The organism is Ferruginibacter sp. (genome assembly GCF_014377975.1).
In the GTDB taxonomy this organism is placed as follows: Bacteria; Bacteroidota; Bacteroidia; order Chitinophagales; family Chitinophagaceae; genus Ferruginibacter.
On record NZ_JACMOO010000270.1, the window covers coordinates 1 to 18,399 of the forward strand.

Below are 18,399 nucleotides of genomic sequence, written 5' to 3' on the forward strand. Positions count from 1 at the left end.
AGCCGCTCCGGGCAAAAAAGATGCGCCTGGAAAACCAGCTAAGGCAAAACCAGATCCTAAAGCTGCAGCCGAAGCAGGCAATATATTTAAGGCCGCTGGCAGCCAGTTAACAAAAATTAAAGATCCTGTTTCAAAAGCAGACCTGAGATCCAAATTGAATGACATACAAAAAGCAGTTGGTGGAATAACATTTGATATAAAGTTAGATAATGATAAATGGGTAGTATCATCAACTGCAAAAGGAATCAATAATCCGAAACCGGTAAAGTACAAAGCTATTTTAACGGATGCGGATAAGAAGGGCGATGGCAAGAAAGACAATATTGAATCCGCACTACAGGAAATAGATAAAGAAGGAAAAGAAAAAATTGCAGATGGTGAAGTAACGAAAACAGATGCAGATAAGATTGCGGCGGATGTTAAGAAGGATCATCCGGCGGTTATTCAGTCTATTTCCGTGATGGATGGGGGGGAGAATTGGGATTTTGAATACATACAGAAAACAAGTAAAAAATCAATACCAAAGAAACAGGGATCTTCAGACATAAAAATCGGAAGCTATTATAAATCTAAAGAAGGGGTATTCATAAAAATATCATCAGTGGCCAAGGATTATACCAACGCTACAAATGTTCGTGAAGGAAGAGAAATGAAATTTAATACAGCCGCACTTTCAAAATTAATAACAGAAAAGGCTTGGCAACTAACAACGGAAGCAGAAGTATCCAAAATTACGCCTGACAAACGTTTTTTTCCTTCGAGTTGGTCGCCTGGAAGTGATTCTATCAGACCAAAATTATACGAAAGTCATGGTTGGGCAACAAAAAGCGAGAATAAAAAGAAGGCCGATCTTCCGGGAATCAAAGCAGAAATTTACAAAGTAATGAAAAGCATGGACCCCGCAAAAGATATTCAGTGGCAAACATTAAAGCCTGAAGGTAGGGTTGAACGCGAAGCTGATATTCATAATTACAATCCTGATGCAGTAGAGTATCATGTAGACCATGAGCCGGATTTGGCGATAAGTTGGAACGGAGGAGATAATAATGCAAAAGATGACTTAAGAAAAGATCATGTCTTAAATGATAGTAATCTTAGGGTTGTAACTAAGCAGTTTAATCTGGCAAAACCCAAAACTAAATATTTCTTATGGGTTGGAAGAAATTTTGAATCAGAAAAATTGAATGTACCAAAAGATGCAAAGGCAATTGGTAGTAATCCGTTTCTGACTGAGCACGGAAAGCCGATTTTATAAAAGTAGATAAACCTAAAAGGATTTAAAAAATCAATGAAAGCAAATAATTTATCTCTGCCAAATGGATCTCCTATTTTAAGTCTTGCTTATAATTCAGGGCTTAATATGCTGGCTGTAGGTCAGATGGGCGATTCTAAAAATAAACCAAACCTTTCACTTTGGAACCCTTTTGAGAAAAAAGCAATCAAAATAATTGAAGAAAACGCATACCAAAATATTTGGGCTCTAAGTTTTGGTTACCAAGGGAAGCATCTCGTTTATTCGGATAATACCAAATTATTTATTTATGATATTTCCTCTGATAAAAAACATGAGTTCAAAACAGATAATAGTAAAATTACCAGAATTATCTCTTCCAAGGCATCACCTATGATGATTGTTTCTGGAAAATATGTTGAGGTAATAGACATAGATTCAGGAAAAAACATCTGGAAATTGAAAGGGTATCTGGCCGAAGCACAAACAGAAAATTTGAAAATTCAAAAATTGCCTGTTGAATGGAAAATAGAAACAGAGACACTAAGCTACGTAAATGAACCGGCAACTGTTGAAATTTTTGATGATGGTAAATCGGTTCTGATTGGTGGTCATAATAAAGCACAAATTCAGCAAATTGAAATTAGTTCTGGAATAATCATAAAAGAAATATTCCCGGCACCAATCCAGGGATATTTCATGAGTCTTGGCTGTAATGAAACTGTTCTCGCCATTTCCTCTAAAATTCCATATGCAAATTATCTATGGGAATTGGAAAGCAAGAAAAGAATACTACCTGAAATATTTAATGAAAGATTTGGAGGATATTCTTCTTTATGTCTTCATCCCAAAAAAAGACTCATATTAAGCGGTTCTTTAGCTGGCTTCGTTTCATTACAACAACTTGACGATGGCGGATTTGTTTTTTCAGAAAAGCTTCATGAAGGCAGGGTCAGTCAGGTAGCCTTTTCAAATGATCTTAAAACTTTTTTTTCTGCTGGCGAAGATGGTAATGTAAGAATAATTGAAACAGGAAAAAATAATTTATTAAAATAAAATCTATGTCATACCTCTCCCGTTTATACAACCACCGCAACGCCCAAACCGGCGAAGGAAAAGACAAGCCTTTTTTTTCTAAAAAAAAACAGGCGAGCGAAAAGCAGCAAAAGAATAATTTCTTCCAGGCAAAGTTATCTGTAAACGAGCCGGGCGATAAGTATGAGCACGAAGCAGACAATGTTGCCAAAGCCGTTGTAAATAATAAAACAGCAAAACCAGTTGTGCAGCAAAAAGAAATTAGCAGCATACAGCGGCTGGCTACTTCTTTAGAAGATGAAAAACTTGGAACCAACGACAGGCGGATGGAGCGAGATAAAGAAGATAAATTGAAAGGACCCGTTCAACGCAGCACTTCGCCTGAAAAGGAAAAAGACAAATCCATTCAGAGAATGGATGCACCAAAAAAAGAAGAAGAAAAGCATACGGTGCAAAAGATGGAATTGCCCGAAAAGAAAAAAGAAGAAGGCATGCTTCCTGTGCAGAAAATGGAATTACCTGAAAAGAAAAAAGAGCATGAAACTGTACAAAAAATGGGAGCTGATCATGAAAAAGAAAAATTGCAGAAGAAAAAAAGCAATATGAAGGAGGAAGAGAAGCCCATGGTACAAAAGATGGATCATGAACATGAAAAAGAGAAAGTGCAGAAGAAAGAGGATCATAAGATGGAAGAAGAAAAAAGGAAAACATCAGCCGTACAAACCAAGCAGGATTCATCTGCTAATTCAGCATCGCCGCAGGTTGCAACAAATTTAAAAAATACGGCGGGTAAAGGAAACAAGCTGCCTGCAAAAACAATGCACGAAATGAACAACTCATTTGGTGCAGATTTTAGCAATGTGCGCATACACAACGACAGTGAAGCAGTAAATATGAACCAGGAATTGCAGGCACAGGCCTTTACGCATGGTCGTGACATTTATTTTAACGAAGGAAAATTTGATCCAAACAGTGCCCAGGGAAAATTTTTATTGGCGCATGAATTAACGCATGTAGTGCAGCAGGGCGCAGGCCAGCCGGCAGATGAAGTGCAAAGAAAGAAGATTGATCATCGTTCTTTAACCTGGGGCGATTTTATGGGAAAGGTTCCAAAGAAAGCAAGCTTTGATGCAGAAACCAGCAGCGGGATTACTGATTTTGATTCATCAACTTATCCTTTTAAACCCTTGACTGCAGCCGCAAGTGGCAGTACGGCACATGTTGGTTCAAAAAATACAGATTGTGAAAAAGGCATGGCTAATGATAAACATGCCGAACTCCACCCTGATAAATACAAAGCTTTTATGGTAAATATTGAAAGTAGTCCGGCATCCCTTTTAGTAAAATCATTTATGTGGCAGGAAAACTCCTGGGCAAAAGCCTGGACAACCGATTTAAAAGCAAGAGAAGCAAAAGCAGGTTCAGATATTTCAGCATGCAATGCTTCTATCAGTGCGAACATTCGGGATATTACTGCCGGTTGCAAGGCCAATGCAGCTAAATGCAAGGCAGCTTTTAAAAAAAATAAAAATATCGAATATACGCTTAGTGGCGCAAAAGCCACAAGTGCAGGAGAATGTGTTGATCTTGTTGAGCCTTGTGTAAAAAGCAGCAAATCTTCTATAAGTTTTAGTATTCACAATCAAAATGGTGTAACAGCAAAGGTAACCGACTTAAATGATTGCGATACTACCTTTAAGCAAGAGATGATCAATACAGTTTTGAACGATAGTAGCAATACCCTGTTGCAACACGAACAACGGCATTTTGATCTTACGAATCAATTGGCAGAACAACTTACGCAGGAGCTTAAAACCAAACCCGCCGGCTTTTCAATAAAAAATGTTGAAGCCTGTACTGAGGCAGCTGCCCTGGCAGAAGCAAAAAAAGTACTTATTAAACAGCGGGCGGAGCTTGACGCTTTAGTAGCTAAATATCAGAAGAAACTAACAGCATTGCAGGCTGTATACGACGCAGAAACAAAACATGGAACAATAGCTAAAGCACAAAAATGGTGGGGAGAAAATATAGATAAAGGGTTGCCCGACAAATCTGGTAAAGGAAAATTTTAAGTTGCATTATGAAAAATTATTAATCTCATTTCTATGCCCATCATTTCTTTCGCCATACAAAAAGGGGGTTCTGGTAAAACCACTACCGTTATCAACCTTGCCGCTGCATTACAAATACAAGGTAAAAAAATTTTACTGGTGGATGCTGATCCGCAGGCCAATCTTACGCAGGCTTTGGGTGTAAGTGATAAAACAGAACCCAATCTTTTTACAGAATTTAAAAAAGAGATGGAAGGAAAAAATACAGAAGGACAATCCGTAATTATAAAATTAGCGGGAGGCCTTCATTTAATTCCTTCTTCTATTGAACTCGCCGGCGCTGAGCTTGAACTGGTAAGTGTGTATGGCAGGGAGCAGCTCCTAAGCTGGATACTGAAACCACTTGAAGCGCAATATGATTTTATTTTTATAGATTGTCCGCCCGCTATTGGCATGCTTACCGTAAATGCACTGGTAGCCAGCCGCTACGTTTTAATGCCCCTGCAGGCGGAGTTTCTGCCCCTTAAAGGTGTAAGAAGTTTTATGTATCATTTTAGCAACGTGGAAAAAATAAAAAAGAAACTTGGTCTACAAATTGACATCCTCGGTTTTATTCTTACAAAATTTGATGACCACAAAAAAATGAACCGGGATGTGTGCCGCCAGCTGGAAGAAGAATTTGGAAGCAAGGTATTTCAAACACATATCCGCACCAATATTCAGTTAGCGAAAGCCCAGGAAGCCGGAGTAGATATTTTTAGCTTTGACAAACATGCCAATGGTGCAATCGATTATTTGCAACTCTCGAAAGAATTTCTTTCTAAAATCGAATAAAAATTTAAATTATGGTAAGCCCATACTCAACTGAATTTAACTACCTGTTTGATTTAATTCAACACCGGTTAAATAAAAGCATCAACGAAACTTATAAAATGGCCGGGCCTGCTATGCCACCCGTTGGTAAATGGAATAAAAATTTATCATCTTTTATCAATCAAAATAATGTTGATAAAAACGCTTCCGTATTATTGCTAATTGCATTGGCGCCTTATGTATATCCACATTTATTTGATGATGCGTCAGCGGGTATATTAGGAGATCATAATTTTCCTAAAATAGGTGGAACAAAGGGTAAAAATTTTCGTGGATTTTTACCAACCGGTGAAACTGCATTCTTTATCATCTCCGGCGACAATCCACAAAAACGCAGTGATGTACAATCTTTGTTTCAGGCAGATCATCTTTTTGCTGATAAAAAAGTTTTGTGGCTCGAAACATTGCCCGAAGGCGAACCATCATTGCATGGCCGTCTCATTATGTCGCAGGATTATATTGAAATGCTCACCAATGGAAAACATGCCACCCCACATTTTAGCATGAGTTTTCCTGCAAGGCGTATTACTACAAAACTAACCTGGAAAGATCTGGTGATCAGTAATGATTTAAAAGAACAAATAGGGGAGCTTGAAAACTGGCTTAGCTTTAATGATCAACTTGTAAATGACTGGGGGATGGGTGATCGGTTAAAAAAAGGTTACCGTACCTTATTTTATGGTCCCTCCGGCACAGGTAAAACATTTACAGCAGGTTTGTTGGGCAATCAGGTTAACAAAGAAGTTTATAAGATTGATTTATCGATGGTGGTTTCAAAATACATTGGTGAGACGGAAAAAAATCTGGAACTGCTTTTTGCAAGGGCAGAAGATAAAGGCTGGATTTTATTTTTTGACGAAGCTGATGCCTTATTTGGTAAAAGAACCAATGTAAAAGATGCGCATGATAAATATGCCAATCAGGAGGTTTCTTATCTTTTGCAGCGGATAGAAGATTACAACGGCATGGTGATACTGGCTACAAACATGAAAAATAATATTGATGATGCATTTATAAGAAGATTTAATTCAATGCTGAAATTTTCATTGCCGGATGCAGATCAGCGTGCAGCTATCTGGAAATTATCGTTTCCTAAAAAAGTAAGATTTCTTAAAAAATATGTACCCGTTGGAAACAATGAAGAAGCCAATCCCGACCATAGAAGGGAGGAGGTAGATGTGGCAGAACAGGTTAAAAAATACCAGCTTACCGGAGGTAGTATTGTAAACGTTGTTCATTACGCAAGTATAAAAGCGATTGAAAAATTTCAACAGGATAAGGCAATGGCCGTAGGTTTACATGCAGGCAAACCATTTGTAAATGAGCAGGGTATCGCAGACCAGATTTTTGATTTAGAGGATGAAGCAAATGCTGTTCCGCAGATGACTATTTATTTATCTGATGTAATGGATGGTATAAAAAAAGAGCTTTTAAAAGAAGGAAAGCCATTTATGCAATAAACTGGTGGTTTTTAATCCTGCTATCATTAAAAAGTCATGGTGTGACAGGATAAAGAAAATATCTCAAACCTCCAATAGTCATTTAATCCTGCATTATTTGTCAGGTACGAATAAATAAAATGAAATTAAGCGTGTGCTGTTTGGCTAAATTCTATCCCAATCGGAATCCAACTCCCTTAATTAATATTTTAGTATTTGTAGACTTAATAGGAACTAGCCCCACAAAAATCAGATTAAAAGTGAATCCGAAAATTGATAGTGTAAAATATAAAACAAAAATCAACAGGGCTGAAGTGGAATTGCAGAACATGAGAATCAGCAAGAGTATATTTTATGGATATTGGAATTATATTTTCAAGCCAAATATCGAAGGACGTATTTGTCGAAAAATATTTAGATGATATAGTTGAAGATTTTACTTCGGCAAAACAGCAGAAAAGTATATTAGAAAGAAAGTAAGGCATGTCCTGGTATAAATCCCGACCACATTTATAATTTAACGTTCGATGACAAATAAAGACAATTGTAAGCTTCTCTTTTTTAATATAGATGAAATTAAAGTTTTCACGCATCCGTACCGAGTTGTGAAAATACAATATTAAATTTCAGGGTGCCTGCTTACAGCAAAAAGCCTAAGACGCAAGTCCGGTAAAATTGTGCTCACATGATGCTTCATCTTACAAACTACTTCTTAAAACCTACAACTTTCCTAGTTCATCATCAACACATTCACGCTACGTTGTAAAATATTAAAAGCAATTTCAGCCATCAGGTTTTCTTTGTCCAGCGTGGGGTTTACTTCGGTAATTTCAAAGCAACAAATTTTTCGGTTTTGCATAAATTTACTGATAAGGTCTTCAGCTTCTCTTTCCTTTAATCCATTACTCACAGGCGTTCCTGTGCCACGGGAGATGGAAGAATCAAGACTGTCGACATCAAAGCTTACATAGATATCCGTGCAGTCAGAAAGATATCTGAGTACTTTACGGCTTACACTCTCTGCGCCATTTCTCCGTACTTCACCGGTTGTAATTACCTTCATGGTATACTTTTCTATCAATGCTTTTTCTTCTTTTTCAAAATCACGGAGGGAGATGAATACAATATCTTCCGGCAATACTTTTGGAAAAATTCCGCCAAGGTTTTTTAGCTGCTCCCACAGCTTTTTAGTTTTTTCATCCAGCGTGTGCATTTTGCATTCTTCATTGTCTTCTCCTATGGCAATTGCCAGCGGCATTCCATGCATATTGCCAGTAGGTGTAGTGTAAGGAGTATGCATATCCGAATGAGCGTCTATCCAGATAACACCTAATTTACTTTTAGGTTTGGCCATTTTAATACCGGTGATCGTACCACCAGAGCTACTATGATCACCACTTAAAATAACCGGAAAAAAATGACCATTGATCGAATCACAAACCGCCTTACTTAATCTTTCATAAATATTTAATACGCCATGTATTCTTTTGGCATAAGGCGATTGTATGGGTTCGAATAACAGGTTATTTTCTTCCTGTATTTTTTCCGAAGGAAAGTGGACAAAAAAGTTACTCATAAAATCCAGTGCTGCTATTTTAATAGCATCCACACCCAGGCTGGCCCCACGGGTGCCGGCACCTATTTCACTCGGTACTTCAATTATTTTAATGTTTTTCATAAAAAATTTATTTCCGCAGCCACACAGTTAAAAGGCAATCGTATGTTTTGGTTACAAGGTGGTAAACACCCTGGCGGTTATATGAACAACAAATTTATACCTTTCCTGCCAAAGGATCCATTCCTTTGATGGTTCCAAATGTTTTTAATGGTTTAAACCGCACAAACATATCCTCGCTGTACCAGCGTTCCTTTCTTGTTTTTTGTATGATGGCCGTATGCTGGTGCATCTGGTAGGCGAATGCTTTCATATCCTCCCTGCTTTGCCAGATGCTGAATGTAGCTTGTTTGATATAGGGCATCTCGCCGATGCCAACAGAGGTTATAAAACCTTTGGCGCCCGCCATTTCATTGGCTGCTGAAGCAACGCTTTGCCAAAAGGCTTTTAGTTTATTTATACGGATAGTTGCCCGGGTAAGGGTTGCAATAATACCATTGTAAGTTGATTGTTTATTTAGTTGTCCAAAGGGTTCCTTGTTATCCCATTTACCATGGCCTTCCATTGGTTCCAGTAAAATGGTCCAGGTTTCGCAATTAAAAAATTGAAACCATTTATAGATAAAAGACCCATACAAACTGTCAATGATGGTTGCCTGCTCAAAATTATTATTCGCTGTTTCGTTACGTTTAACTGCTAAAATTCCCCATTGCTGCCAGTCAGGGTTTTTATCGAAAGTGCCGTTTTTGCCACAGCCCAATAATTTATAAAAAGAGATGTTTTTATTTAACCAGAAGGGGAGCCGGTGCAGAGCCATAGCTAAAACCGCAAAGGGAATATATTTTTTTGGATAGCGGATAATGGTTAGTGTTACGAGCATACTGCAACATAACAAGATTATTTAAACAAAGTTGAAAAAAATGGGAGCAGTAAACCGCTGCTCCCGTTTTTTAATTATATCCAGCTCTTAATTAATAGGTAGCTAATCCTACTGTAGACAAAGGAAGGTTGGTGGCAGTACCTTTTAAAATAAGTTCGCCAAAAGGTTTTCTTTGATACCAGCCAATGGTATTTGATTTGCCGTTTAATTCATACACGTCGTAGTTGTTTGCACTTACCACAATATCAACCGGGCCATTGTCGGTTTTTGCAGCTTCTCCATGCACCAGATACAGGCCTCCCCATGGCGACACATAGTAGGAAGAAATATTATTGCTTGCAGTGTTGGTAACATAAGCAAACCGGCCATATTTAGTGGTTGCTACCCAGCAAGGAGCAGCCTGTTCACTTGCAACCGCTCCATTGATAGCCGTAGGTTTACCATTATAAGGAGTATAAGATGTTGATGAACCTGCACCGGCCATTCCTCCTGCGGCATTGGAAACAATCATATAATTTCTAGAAAAATCAAAGCCAAAGGGTGTTTTTCCTACAGATGCTGTAAAAGTTCCGGCATTAACTGAGCCATCATTCTTTACTTTAAAAGTACCTATTATATTAGTAGCTTTTTCTGTAACAATTATCCAATCGCCATTTGGTGTAAAGGAAATTTGCGGTGCATCCACACCTGTTGAACTAAGGGGTTGTATACTTCCTCCAATGGGAGTCATCATTCCGCCACTTCCTATTTTAAAACCCTGGATATTATCCGTTGCCCTGTTGAGCACATACAATAAATCTTTATGAACAGTAACACTAACAGGTGTTTTACCATCTACATCTGCTGAATGGCCAAGTGTTAATTTCCCTTTATCACCTATTTTAAAGGAAGACACACTATTACATCCTGCGTTTACAGCATACAGCCATTCGTGTTCTTTGTCAATTACCAACGCACCCTGCGAGCCTAAAGATTTTCCAGTTCCAGATCCTCCGGATAATACCTGCTCCTGCCATTGTAATGCCCCATCCTTTTTTATTTTATAGCCAATAATACTATTGGTACCGAGGATGTTGCTTTCTGTATAAAGATAATGGCCATCATCATCGCCTCTTTCCCGGTTGCCTGTATTAGCAAGGGTTACCGTTTGTGTAATGGATGCTTCATCGGGATTGGCGCCCTTTTCTGATATCATTTCTTCCATTCCGGTCTTGGGATTATTTACGTTGGTTGTTGTCTGGTCGTCATTTTTTTTACAGGCCGTAAAAGAAACCAGTATTGCTGCCGCAACGGAAATTTTAAAAAAGCTCATCTTTTTCATTGTTTGTATTTTATGGATGGTGAATAATTTTGTTTTTTGTGAAGCCTGGTTTTGTTGATGGCATAGTAATACATGTACTCTTTTTAAAGCGTTTTTTGTTTTAACTGTAAATGAAGTTTTATTTTAAAATCCTGGTAATACCCACCTGCAATCCTGCGCTGGTAATGGGCAAATTACCTACTCCCATTCCCGTTAAGGGAATTTTCAGAAAGGGTTCTATCCGTACGTTTATAAACTTTGAAAGATTTTTTTGATAGCCAGCACTGATGCTTGCTACTGCAGGTAAACCATAATTATAATTCCGGTAAACGCCTGTCATCATTTCTGTATTGCCATTCATAGTTACATGATACCGGTTGCTTTCGGTAGTCATAATATATGCCGAAATTCCCGCTGCTGCAAACCATGTAGTATTTGCCCTGTTAAAAAAATCATACTTAATTTTAAGGGGAATTTCAATCAGTGAACTTTTACCTTCAAGGCTATTGATCACCATACCAGCCGGCATTGTTGAACCAATCTTGTCCATTTTAAATTCATTGCCAGCACTGTTGTAATTTTTTCTGTTCCATAGAATTCCGGTTTCAAAAGATGTTCTGCCTGCAAACTTTATTCCGGCTATCAGTCCGGCATTAAAACCTGAATTATTGAATGCCATTGAGTGCACTTTGCTAAAATCGGAACCTGCGGCAACACCAATATAAAATACCTTCCGTTTCAACAATTCTCTATGACCTGTTTCTTGTATGATTGATTTATAAGCGGTTCCAATTTTTTTTAAGGATTCATTCAGCCGCTGAAAGCTTTCATTTTTAGCATACATATTCACGTATTTAGGTACCACTACGTAATCAACATTGTATAGCTCAGTTAGCGGTGTAAATAACAACAGCGGAGTACGATCATTTTCATTTACAGATTATTGTAGCTGATCATTTTGTTTAAATATCTTGCTTGATTTCTTATTACTGCTGATTAAGTAAAAACGTTTTTGATCCGGCTTTTGTCGCCTGCCGGCTGTTACCTTTAACGATTCAGTAATTGGCCTTTTATCATGATTAATTGTATTCCAGCTAATGCTAATATCCTTTTGTTTAAACGGGTAATTATGTATTGAACTGTGGGTTGTTAGAACGTTCCCGATTGAAGATGATGGTCCGGATTTTGGTGATTGTAGGGCAGATTTCCCTATGGTTAATGACGAAAAAAGCAATACCAGTACAAGTAATTCGTTAGTAACTCTATTTTTGAATAATCTTACCTGGCTGATTTTTTCCGGCGTTGGCGTAAGTCTGTCAGTAATAGTTTCCCAATCTCCTTCGCCTGTTTTCAGAGGGTAGTTTTCTGCTGCCCGCTGAAACAAATCGTCCATATCGTTTTCTAAATACTGCATGCAACCAGTGATTCTTTTTGGTTTAAATATGTTTGTAACAAGGTACGGGCTCTTAATAAATTTGATTTTGATGTGCCCACCGGAATTTTTAAAATCTCTGCAATCTCAATGTGAGTATATCCATCTATTACATGCATATTAAAAACAATGCGGTAGGATGGTGGCAACTTCTTTATCACCAATATCAGATCTTTATAAATAATCATTTGTTCGGCTGATGCAGTTTTGTCTTTTATCTCCCAAACATCTTCTGCAATTCCTCCAATTTCAGGTAACAACATTTTCTTTCTTAAAAGATCAATGGCAGTATTGATCATTATTCGCTTGATCCAACCGGTTAAAAATTTATCCATTTCAGCTTCGTTTTCACACCTGAATTTATCTATATGTAGAAAGAATTTAACAAAACCATCGTTTGTAATTTCGAGCGCTTCTTCGTAAGTGTAGATATACCGGAAAACAATTTTTAATGCGAATGCACGATAATTTTCATACAATATCTTTTGATACTTATTATCATTGTTTTTGCAACCATTTACTATGTCGATTATTTTATTCAAAAAATTCGAGTCGGTTATTTTAAAAGTTAATTGGGGCTCCAGTCAAATTAATACAGCTGTTTAAATTTAGCAAAAATATCTTTGATTTGCTAAATTGTTAACCCTTATAGTACAGAATACGTGGGCTTTAAACAAATGGTTGCAATTTATTAAACTATTTTTTTAATGAAGCTGAGGTGATGGATGCAAAATGCCCCGTAAAAGAACGAGGCATTTTTTATAAAATCATTATAACACGGTTCATTCATCCGTATCATCTTTTTTTGAATGCAGATTTAAATGTACCTCCCAGCCATTGTAACCACTTGTCATTTCAATTTCAGCAAAAAAATTTTTGTACCTGGGGTCGCTCACATTCAATTGAAGCATGCTGGTTGAAAAGGTTATATTTCCATCAGGCTTTTCCATTTCACCATTGAATGCAGCAATGCTCCTGTCAATCCATCTGATTCTACTTTTATTTACCAGTCGGAAAGTATTTATATAAATCTTTTTTGCTTCTTCGTAATCCTCACCATCATACATAATCGCTTGCCAGCTTGCAGTGGTATCTATTTTTGAATGAAAACGATAAATGGTGCAGTGCAATGCTCCGGGTAAACCAATCTTTGATTGAAACACTTCCATACCAGCCTGCGGAATCAATTCCTTTCCCTGTATCTTTTTAAAATTGTTTCTAAAATCAATTACAACTTTGGTAAGAGAATCGTTAAATGCAGGAGAAGGGACCAGCGCTTTATAAAACTGTGCGCCCGCAATAACAAAGTTGAATAAACAAAGGATGATAAGTAAAATTTTTTTCATAGAATCAATTAGGTTGAATAATAACAGGCAAACGAATTGACAAGATGATACTGTATATTTTTCGGATAAATAGTAATGAACAGTTGTGGATAAAAAAGGGTTGGTGGTTTAAAAAGCAATTTCAATGATCCTGAAAAAATTAAAAATAACTGCAGCTTATAACCATGCGGTTCGTAAAAAGAAGTTAATTAATTTAGCCCCATGAAAGCAGCAAGCATCAGCGATATAAAACAAGAGTTAAACAATATTGCCCCGGCTAAGTTGCTGGAGCTTTGTTTAAGGCTGGCTAAATATAAAAAAGATAATAAAGAATTGTTGAATTACCTGTTGTTTGAAGCGAATGATGAACAAGCCTATATTGGGAATGTAAAAAATGAAATGGAAAAAGAATTTGCGGCAATCAACACAAGCAATTTGTATTTTGTAAAAAAAAGCCTCCGTAAAATTTTAAGAAATACGGCTAAGCACATACGGTACACAGCATCAAAACAAGCAGAAGTAGAATTGCTGCTTCATTTTTGCCAAATCCTAAAACACTCCTCTATCCCGGTAAAAAACAGTACTGTGCTAAACAACCTGTATCACTTTCAAATAAAAAAAGCGGCTAAAATAATAGCCACTTTACATGAAGATTTGCAATACGATTATTTGAAAGATCTCAATAAACTTGAAACTGCCTGATATATTACGGCTTAAAATTTCCTTCTTTAAAACTTGCTTTAAAATGTAAAAAGTCTGGTATAGATACATTAGCTACATAAGGGTTATCGGGGTTATGACTAATATACTCCTGGTGGTAATCTTCTGCAGGATAAAATTTAGTTAAGGGAACAACCTGTGTTACAATTTTATTGCTGTACACTTTAGCGTCCGTTAATTTTTTTATGGCGGCTTCAATTACCTGCTTTTCTTTTTCATTATTATAAAAAGCAATGGAGCGGTATTCAGTACCGGCATCATTACCCTGGCGGTTCATAGTTGTAGGATCCTGGCTGGCAAAGAATGCTTTTACCAATGTTTCATAACTAACCTTCGTTGGATCATAATGCACCTGAACGGTTTCGGCGTGGCCTGTTTGACCGCTGGCAACCCTTTCATAATCGGGATTTGTTGTGGTACCGCCTGCATATCCACTTATCGCATCCCGTACACCCACCAGACTTTGAAAAACAATTTCAGCATGCCAGAAGCAACCTTCTGCAAAAGAAGCCACCGCCTCATTGGCACTGGCTGCACGCTTTTCAGCCACTGGAATTATAATTGTTTTTTTTTGTGACTGTGCACAGGAAAAAAGTGTTGTTCCTGCAATAAGTAGTGTTAAGAATATTTTCATATTAATTGTTTGTATAAATAACGTTGTAAAAAACTAACCGGTTTTTATTATGTTGTTAAAATTACCAAAAAGTATTTTTATATAATCTATTATTCAACACATATTCTGAACTTTTGTTGCAACGGATTTTGTGGTATATTTCTGAAAAAAATATTTTATGGAATTAGGTAAATTATTTGATCAGGCAGTTATTAACAGTAAAACTTTAACGGAAAAACCAGCTAATGATGTATTGTTGCAATTATACGCCTTATTCAAACAATCAACCCAGGGAGATATAGAAGCAGAGCCACCATCGAACCAATTTGATTTTATAACGAAGGCAAAATATGGAGCCTGGCAGGAATTAAAAGGCAAATCAAAAGACACAGCCATGCAGGAATATATAGCCCTAATAGCCAAGTTAAAGTGATAAAGTTTATACACATTACTACATAAAAAAATAAAACCTTGTTAGTAACGGAATACGTCTATATTTGCTATGTGATAATAGCTCTATGAGCATAATGTTTTAGTTAGATTCAATTTTTTACTTCTCCAACGTATTAGTTATTCTTCTTAAAAACTTTTGTCTTTAATATCAGTTACCGTCACAGGTATTTTATTTTATTTATTTTAATTTTTAAGAAAATGAACATTTACGTTTCAAACTTAAGCTTCAACACAACAGATGTTGAATTGAACGAACTTTTTGCACAATTTGGTACAGTAACTTCAGCCAAAGTAATTATGGACAGAGAAAGCGGCCGCTCACGTGGTTTCGGTTTCGTTGAAATGTCTAACGACGATGAAGGAAAAGATGCTATGTTAGGCCTTAACAACAAAGAAGTTGAAGGAAGAGCAATGTCTGTTTCTGTAGCCAAAGAAAGAGAAGAAAGAACCGGTGGCGGCGGCGGAAGTCGTGGTGGATATGGCAACAATCGCAGCAGTGGCGGAGGTGGTGGATATTCTAGCAACCGCAGCAGTGGCGGTGGTGGTGGTAACAGGTGGTAAAATTTTAACCAGTATATCATTTAAAAGAGCGTTCAGCAATGAGCGCTCTTTTTGCGTTTACAGGTTACTTCATTAGTTCTGAAATAACTGTTATCAACTATTAAAGTACAACCAGCTGAAACTACCGAACTTCACGATAATCTATAGTAATTTTTTTGTGAGCAGCATGAACCTCATCACATACCAATAATATTTGCCCGTTCGGCTTTTGCTTTAAAATGAATAAAAGCTTCGGCTGCTTTTACACCTGCTTCTAATCCCCGGAATTCTTCCAGGGGTTTAAAATAGTCATTGTATGTTTCTACGGGGTTTTGGGTTTTGTGGGCAAACATGGCTTCCTTTTTACGCTCCCTCACTGCGCTAATATCTACATAATCTGTGGGAGTAAATGCCATGGTTTCACTGCCGGTATTTACTTCATAAAAATAAAGATGAAACTTTCGTTCTGATCTTACCCATGCGGTTAAGGGCAACAAACCGGTCACCTGGTGATCCGGATGTGCATCTACCGGCCATTGTGTAAATACAATGTCTGGTTGCAATCCAACAATCATTTTCGTCATTTCTTCATTCTTGTTTTTGTCCAATACCGTATTTCCATCTACCTGGCCTGCATACATAGCAGTAGCATTTAATACTTTACAAGAAATCGCCGCTTCCATTGTTCTGAGGGCCGCCATCTCTGCATACGTTTTATGTGGATAGCTGGCTTCACCCCTGGTAAGGTATAAAAATGTTACCCTATGTCCGGCATCACTGTATTTAGCCATGGTTCCACCGCAACCAAATTCGGGGTCACCGGGATGGGCACCTACACAAACAATATGCAATTTCTTATCGTTGATAATTGTATTTCTGGTACCGCAATTCGGCATCGCTGCGACAACCGGGGCCATGGTAATGCCACCAATTCCCATTACGGATAGTTTGATAAAATTGCGTCTTGCGGAGTTATTTTTTTTCATTGCATACATTTTAAGCGATGATAGCTTTTGCAGATTTAAAGCCTGTTTCAACAACCGATAATGATACCAGCAATAATAAAGCAATAATAAAAAAAATATCCAGTACCAATGCAGAATCACGCATTTCGTGTGTGAAGGACTCTACAAAACCAAATGTAAATAATCCCACAACGATGGATAATTTTTCGGTAACATCATAAAAGCTAAAGTACGAGGCAGTATCAGGAATATTTTGCGGAATATATTTTGAATAAGTTGATCTTGATAAAGATTGTACACCACCCATAACAATGCCCACCAACACTGCAGCTACATAAAATTGATTGGTATTTATAACAAAATAAAGCCCGGCACATATCAACGCCCAAATAAATACTATTGCAGCTAAAACCTTTACATTACCATACCTGGCAGAAAGTTTTGCAGTAAAATATGCACCGATAATGGCCACCAATTGTATAATTAAAATGATACTGATTAAACTTTCTTCCGGCATTTTTAATTCTTTGGCGCCAAAATTTGCCGCCACCAGCAAAATGGTCTGTACGCCTGTAGAATAAAAAAAGAATGCCGGCAAAAAACGTTTTAATAGAGGCAGATGCTTTACGTTGTGCCACACTTTTGCCAGTTCCTTAAAGCCACCGGTAAATACATTATAGTTGTGAGAACCAGCATTGGGCATACCTTTCGGCAACAGGTAAAACGGAATGAGTGAAAAACTAAGCCACCAGATGGCAACAATTAAAAATGATATTCGTGCCGGTAAAGTATCGTCAGTTATGCCAAATGTTGCAGGAGATAATACAAAAATGAAACAGATAATCTGTACTACAATACTTCCTGCAAAGCCATAAATAAATCCTTTGGCGCTTACAGCATCCTGCTGATCGATGGTAGCAATTTGTGGCAGATAAGAATTATAAAACACAAAGCCCCCGCAATAACCAATGGAGGCAATACCAAAACAAATCATGCTGAATTCAAAAGTTTTCATGGTAAAAAAAAATAATCCTGCGCAAGCTAAGCTACCCATCCACGTAAATACCTGCAGGTATAATTTTTTATGTCCCTTGTAGTCTGCAATAGAAGTTAATATTGGCAGCATCACTACAATGATTAGATAGGAGAGTCCCAGAATATAATTGGACAATACGGTATTAACATACTCATGTCCAAAAAAACTCACCATATCTCCCTGTTGTTTATTAGCCGTAATGGCAACATAGTAAGCTGGAAAAATGGTAGAGGTAATTACCATATTATACGATTGGTTGGCCCAGTCAAACATGGCCCATGCCCAAATTGTTTTCTTGTTATTCTTTGCCGGAAACATATTTAACGGATGATTTTTTAATTGATAACTGATAATACTTCCGGGTGGCAGCTGTCAACTTTTTTTGCAAAAGTATATTTCGGTAATCTCATCAACAGATTGTAGAAAATTACCAGTTAAAAACATTTCAATTTTCAATTATACCATTTCAAATAATTACTTTATCCCGTAATGATCATTCATTAATTTTTCAAACAATGATCCTGGTAATATACGTTTCAGTGTAGGTGCAATTGTTTGTCCGAATGCGCCAATAAGATAACGGTGAGATGGATTAGACGTCTCAATAATTTTGCATAATTTATTTGCCAGTACATCTGGGCTTTGTCCTATGCTTTCATCTTTTTCCATACTGGCTACGGCAGCTTTGTACTCAGATTCCAACTGTGTGTTGTTAATGCTGAAGACTGTCTTTTCCCGGCTTTCCGTAAAACCTGTTTTAAAGTCCCCTGGGTTAATCACCACCACTTTAATACCTGTATTGCGCAGTTCCATCCGTAAACTTTGCGAGTATCCTTCAACGGCATATTTTGAAGCGCAGTACATGCTTTGATAAGGCAGGCCGAAAAGCCC

20 protein-coding genes are annotated in these 18,399 nt (G+C 37.4%); 9 read left to right on the forward strand and 11 right to left on the reverse strand.

What is annotated here, in order from left to right:
• The 6 genes from H7254_RS14110 to H7254_RS21525 form a co-directional block, all read left to right on the forward strand.
• Positions 1–1,255 (forward strand): hypothetical protein (locus H7254_RS14110; protein WP_301933573.1); only part of this gene is annotated, 1,255 nt, incomplete at its 5' end.
• Between the two features lie 33 nt (positions 1,256–1,288).
• Positions 1,289–2,287: a WD40 repeat domain-containing protein gene (locus H7254_RS14115; RefSeq protein ID WP_301933574.1), complete on the forward strand. Its 999-nt coding sequence runs from the start codon at positions 1,289–1,291 to the stop codon at positions 2,285–2,287.
• 5 nt (positions 2,288–2,292) lie between these two features.
• Entirely contained in the window at positions 2,293–4,338 is a 2,046-nt protein-coding gene (locus H7254_RS14120; RefSeq protein WP_301933575.1) for a DUF4157 domain-containing protein, read from the forward strand.
• Positions 4,339–4,371: 33 nt separating this feature from the next.
• On the forward strand, positions 4,372–5,151 hold the full coding sequence (locus H7254_RS14125) for a ParA family protein (protein WP_301933576.1): 780 nt from the start codon (positions 4,372–4,374) through the stop codon (positions 5,149–5,151).
• A gap of 11 nt (positions 5,152–5,162) precedes the next feature.
• Complete coding sequence (locus tag H7254_RS14130) at positions 5,163–6,650, forward strand: ATP-binding protein (RefSeq protein WP_301933577.1); 1,488 nt, start codon at positions 5,163–5,165, stop codon at positions 6,648–6,650.
• A 119-nt stretch (positions 6,651–6,769) separates the two neighbouring features.
• A complete protein-coding gene (locus H7254_RS21525; RefSeq protein ID WP_367875447.1) occupies positions 6,770–7,051 on the forward strand; it encodes a hypothetical protein in 282 nt (93 codons plus the stop codon).
• Positions 7,052–7,359: 308 nt separating this feature from the next.
• Here H7254_RS21525 and H7254_RS14135 read toward each other — a convergent pair whose 3' ends face one another.
• The 7 genes from H7254_RS14135 to H7254_RS14165 all read right to left on the reverse strand — a co-directional run bounded on the left by H7254_RS14135 (position 7,360) and on the right by H7254_RS14165 (position 13,202).
• Positions 7,360–8,307: an arginase gene (locus H7254_RS14135; protein WP_301933578.1), complete on the reverse strand. Its 948-nt coding sequence runs from the start codon at positions 8,305–8,307 to the stop codon at positions 7,360–7,362.
• Between the two features lie 94 nt (positions 8,308–8,401).
• The gene (locus H7254_RS14140) at positions 8,402–9,124 is read right to left on the reverse strand and encodes a spheroidene monooxygenase (RefSeq protein WP_301933579.1); all 723 of its coding nucleotides are present in this window, start codon (positions 9,122–9,124) and stop codon (positions 8,402–8,404) included.
• A 91-nt stretch (positions 9,125–9,215) separates the two neighbouring features.
• Complete coding sequence (locus tag H7254_RS14145) at positions 9,216–10,445, reverse strand: beta-propeller fold lactonase family protein (protein ID WP_301933580.1); 1,230 nt, start codon at positions 10,443–10,445, stop codon at positions 9,216–9,218.
• Between the two features lie 118 nt (positions 10,446–10,563).
• Positions 10,564–11,268: an outer membrane beta-barrel protein gene (locus H7254_RS14150; protein ID WP_301933581.1), complete on the reverse strand. Its 705-nt coding sequence runs from the start codon at positions 11,266–11,268 to the stop codon at positions 10,564–10,566.
• 96 nt (positions 11,269–11,364) lie between these two features.
• A complete protein-coding gene (locus H7254_RS14155; protein ID WP_301933582.1) occupies positions 11,365–11,838 on the reverse strand; it encodes a hypothetical protein in 474 nt (157 codons plus the stop codon).
• Positions 11,826–12,398: an RNA polymerase sigma factor gene (locus H7254_RS14160; RefSeq protein WP_301933583.1), complete on the reverse strand. Its 573-nt coding sequence runs from the start codon at positions 12,396–12,398 to the stop codon at positions 11,826–11,828. Before H7254_RS14160 ends, H7254_RS14155 begins: the two co-directional genes overlap by 13 nt.
• Before the next feature lie 240 nt (positions 12,399–12,638).
• The gene (locus H7254_RS14165; RefSeq protein WP_301933584.1) at positions 12,639–13,202 is read right to left on the reverse strand and encodes a hypothetical protein; all 564 of its coding nucleotides are present in this window, start codon (positions 13,200–13,202) and stop codon (positions 12,639–12,641) included.
• 201 nt (positions 13,203–13,403) lie between these two features.
• Here H7254_RS14165 and H7254_RS14170 point away from each other — a divergent pair, with 201 nt between their 5' ends.
• Positions 13,404–13,883, forward strand: a complete 480-nt coding sequence (locus H7254_RS14170; protein WP_301933585.1) for a hypothetical protein — start codon at positions 13,404–13,406, stop codon at positions 13,881–13,883.
• 4 nt (positions 13,884–13,887) lie between these two features.
• Here H7254_RS14170 and msrA read toward each other — a convergent pair whose 3' ends face one another.
• Positions 13,888–14,535 carry a peptide-methionine (S)-S-oxide reductase MsrA gene (msrA, locus tag H7254_RS14175; RefSeq protein WP_301933586.1) on the reverse strand — a complete coding sequence of 216 codons (648 nt, stop codon included), beginning with the start codon at positions 14,533–14,535 and terminating at the stop codon, positions 13,888–13,890.
• Between the two features lie 157 nt (positions 14,536–14,692).
• Here msrA and H7254_RS14180 point away from each other — a divergent pair, with 157 nt between their 5' ends.
• Together H7254_RS14180 and H7254_RS14185 are read left to right on the forward strand one after the other, a co-directional pair.
• Positions 14,693–14,947: an acyl-CoA-binding protein gene (locus H7254_RS14180; protein WP_301933587.1), complete on the forward strand. Its 255-nt coding sequence runs from the start codon at positions 14,693–14,695 to the stop codon at positions 14,945–14,947.
• Between the two features lie 218 nt (positions 14,948–15,165).
• A complete protein-coding gene (locus H7254_RS14185; RefSeq protein WP_301923173.1) occupies positions 15,166–15,528 on the forward strand; it encodes an RNA-binding protein in 363 nt (120 codons plus the stop codon).
• A gap of 176 nt (positions 15,529–15,704) precedes the next feature.
• Here H7254_RS14185 and H7254_RS14190 read toward each other — a convergent pair whose 3' ends face one another.
• The 3 genes from H7254_RS14190 to H7254_RS14200 form a co-directional block, all read right to left on the reverse strand.
• The gene (locus tag H7254_RS14190) at positions 15,705–16,493 is read right to left on the reverse strand and encodes a PIG-L deacetylase family protein (protein WP_301933588.1); all 789 of its coding nucleotides are present in this window, start codon (positions 16,491–16,493) and stop codon (positions 15,705–15,707) included.
• Between the two features lie 10 nt (positions 16,494–16,503).
• Complete coding sequence (locus tag H7254_RS14195; RefSeq protein ID WP_301933589.1) at positions 16,504–17,826, reverse strand: MFS transporter; 1,323 nt, start codon at positions 17,824–17,826, stop codon at positions 16,504–16,506.
• Between the two features lie 156 nt (positions 17,827–17,982).
• A partial coding sequence (locus tag H7254_RS14200) for an SDR family NAD(P)-dependent oxidoreductase (RefSeq protein ID WP_301933590.1) occupies positions 17,983–18,399 on the reverse strand: 417 nt, incomplete at its 5' end.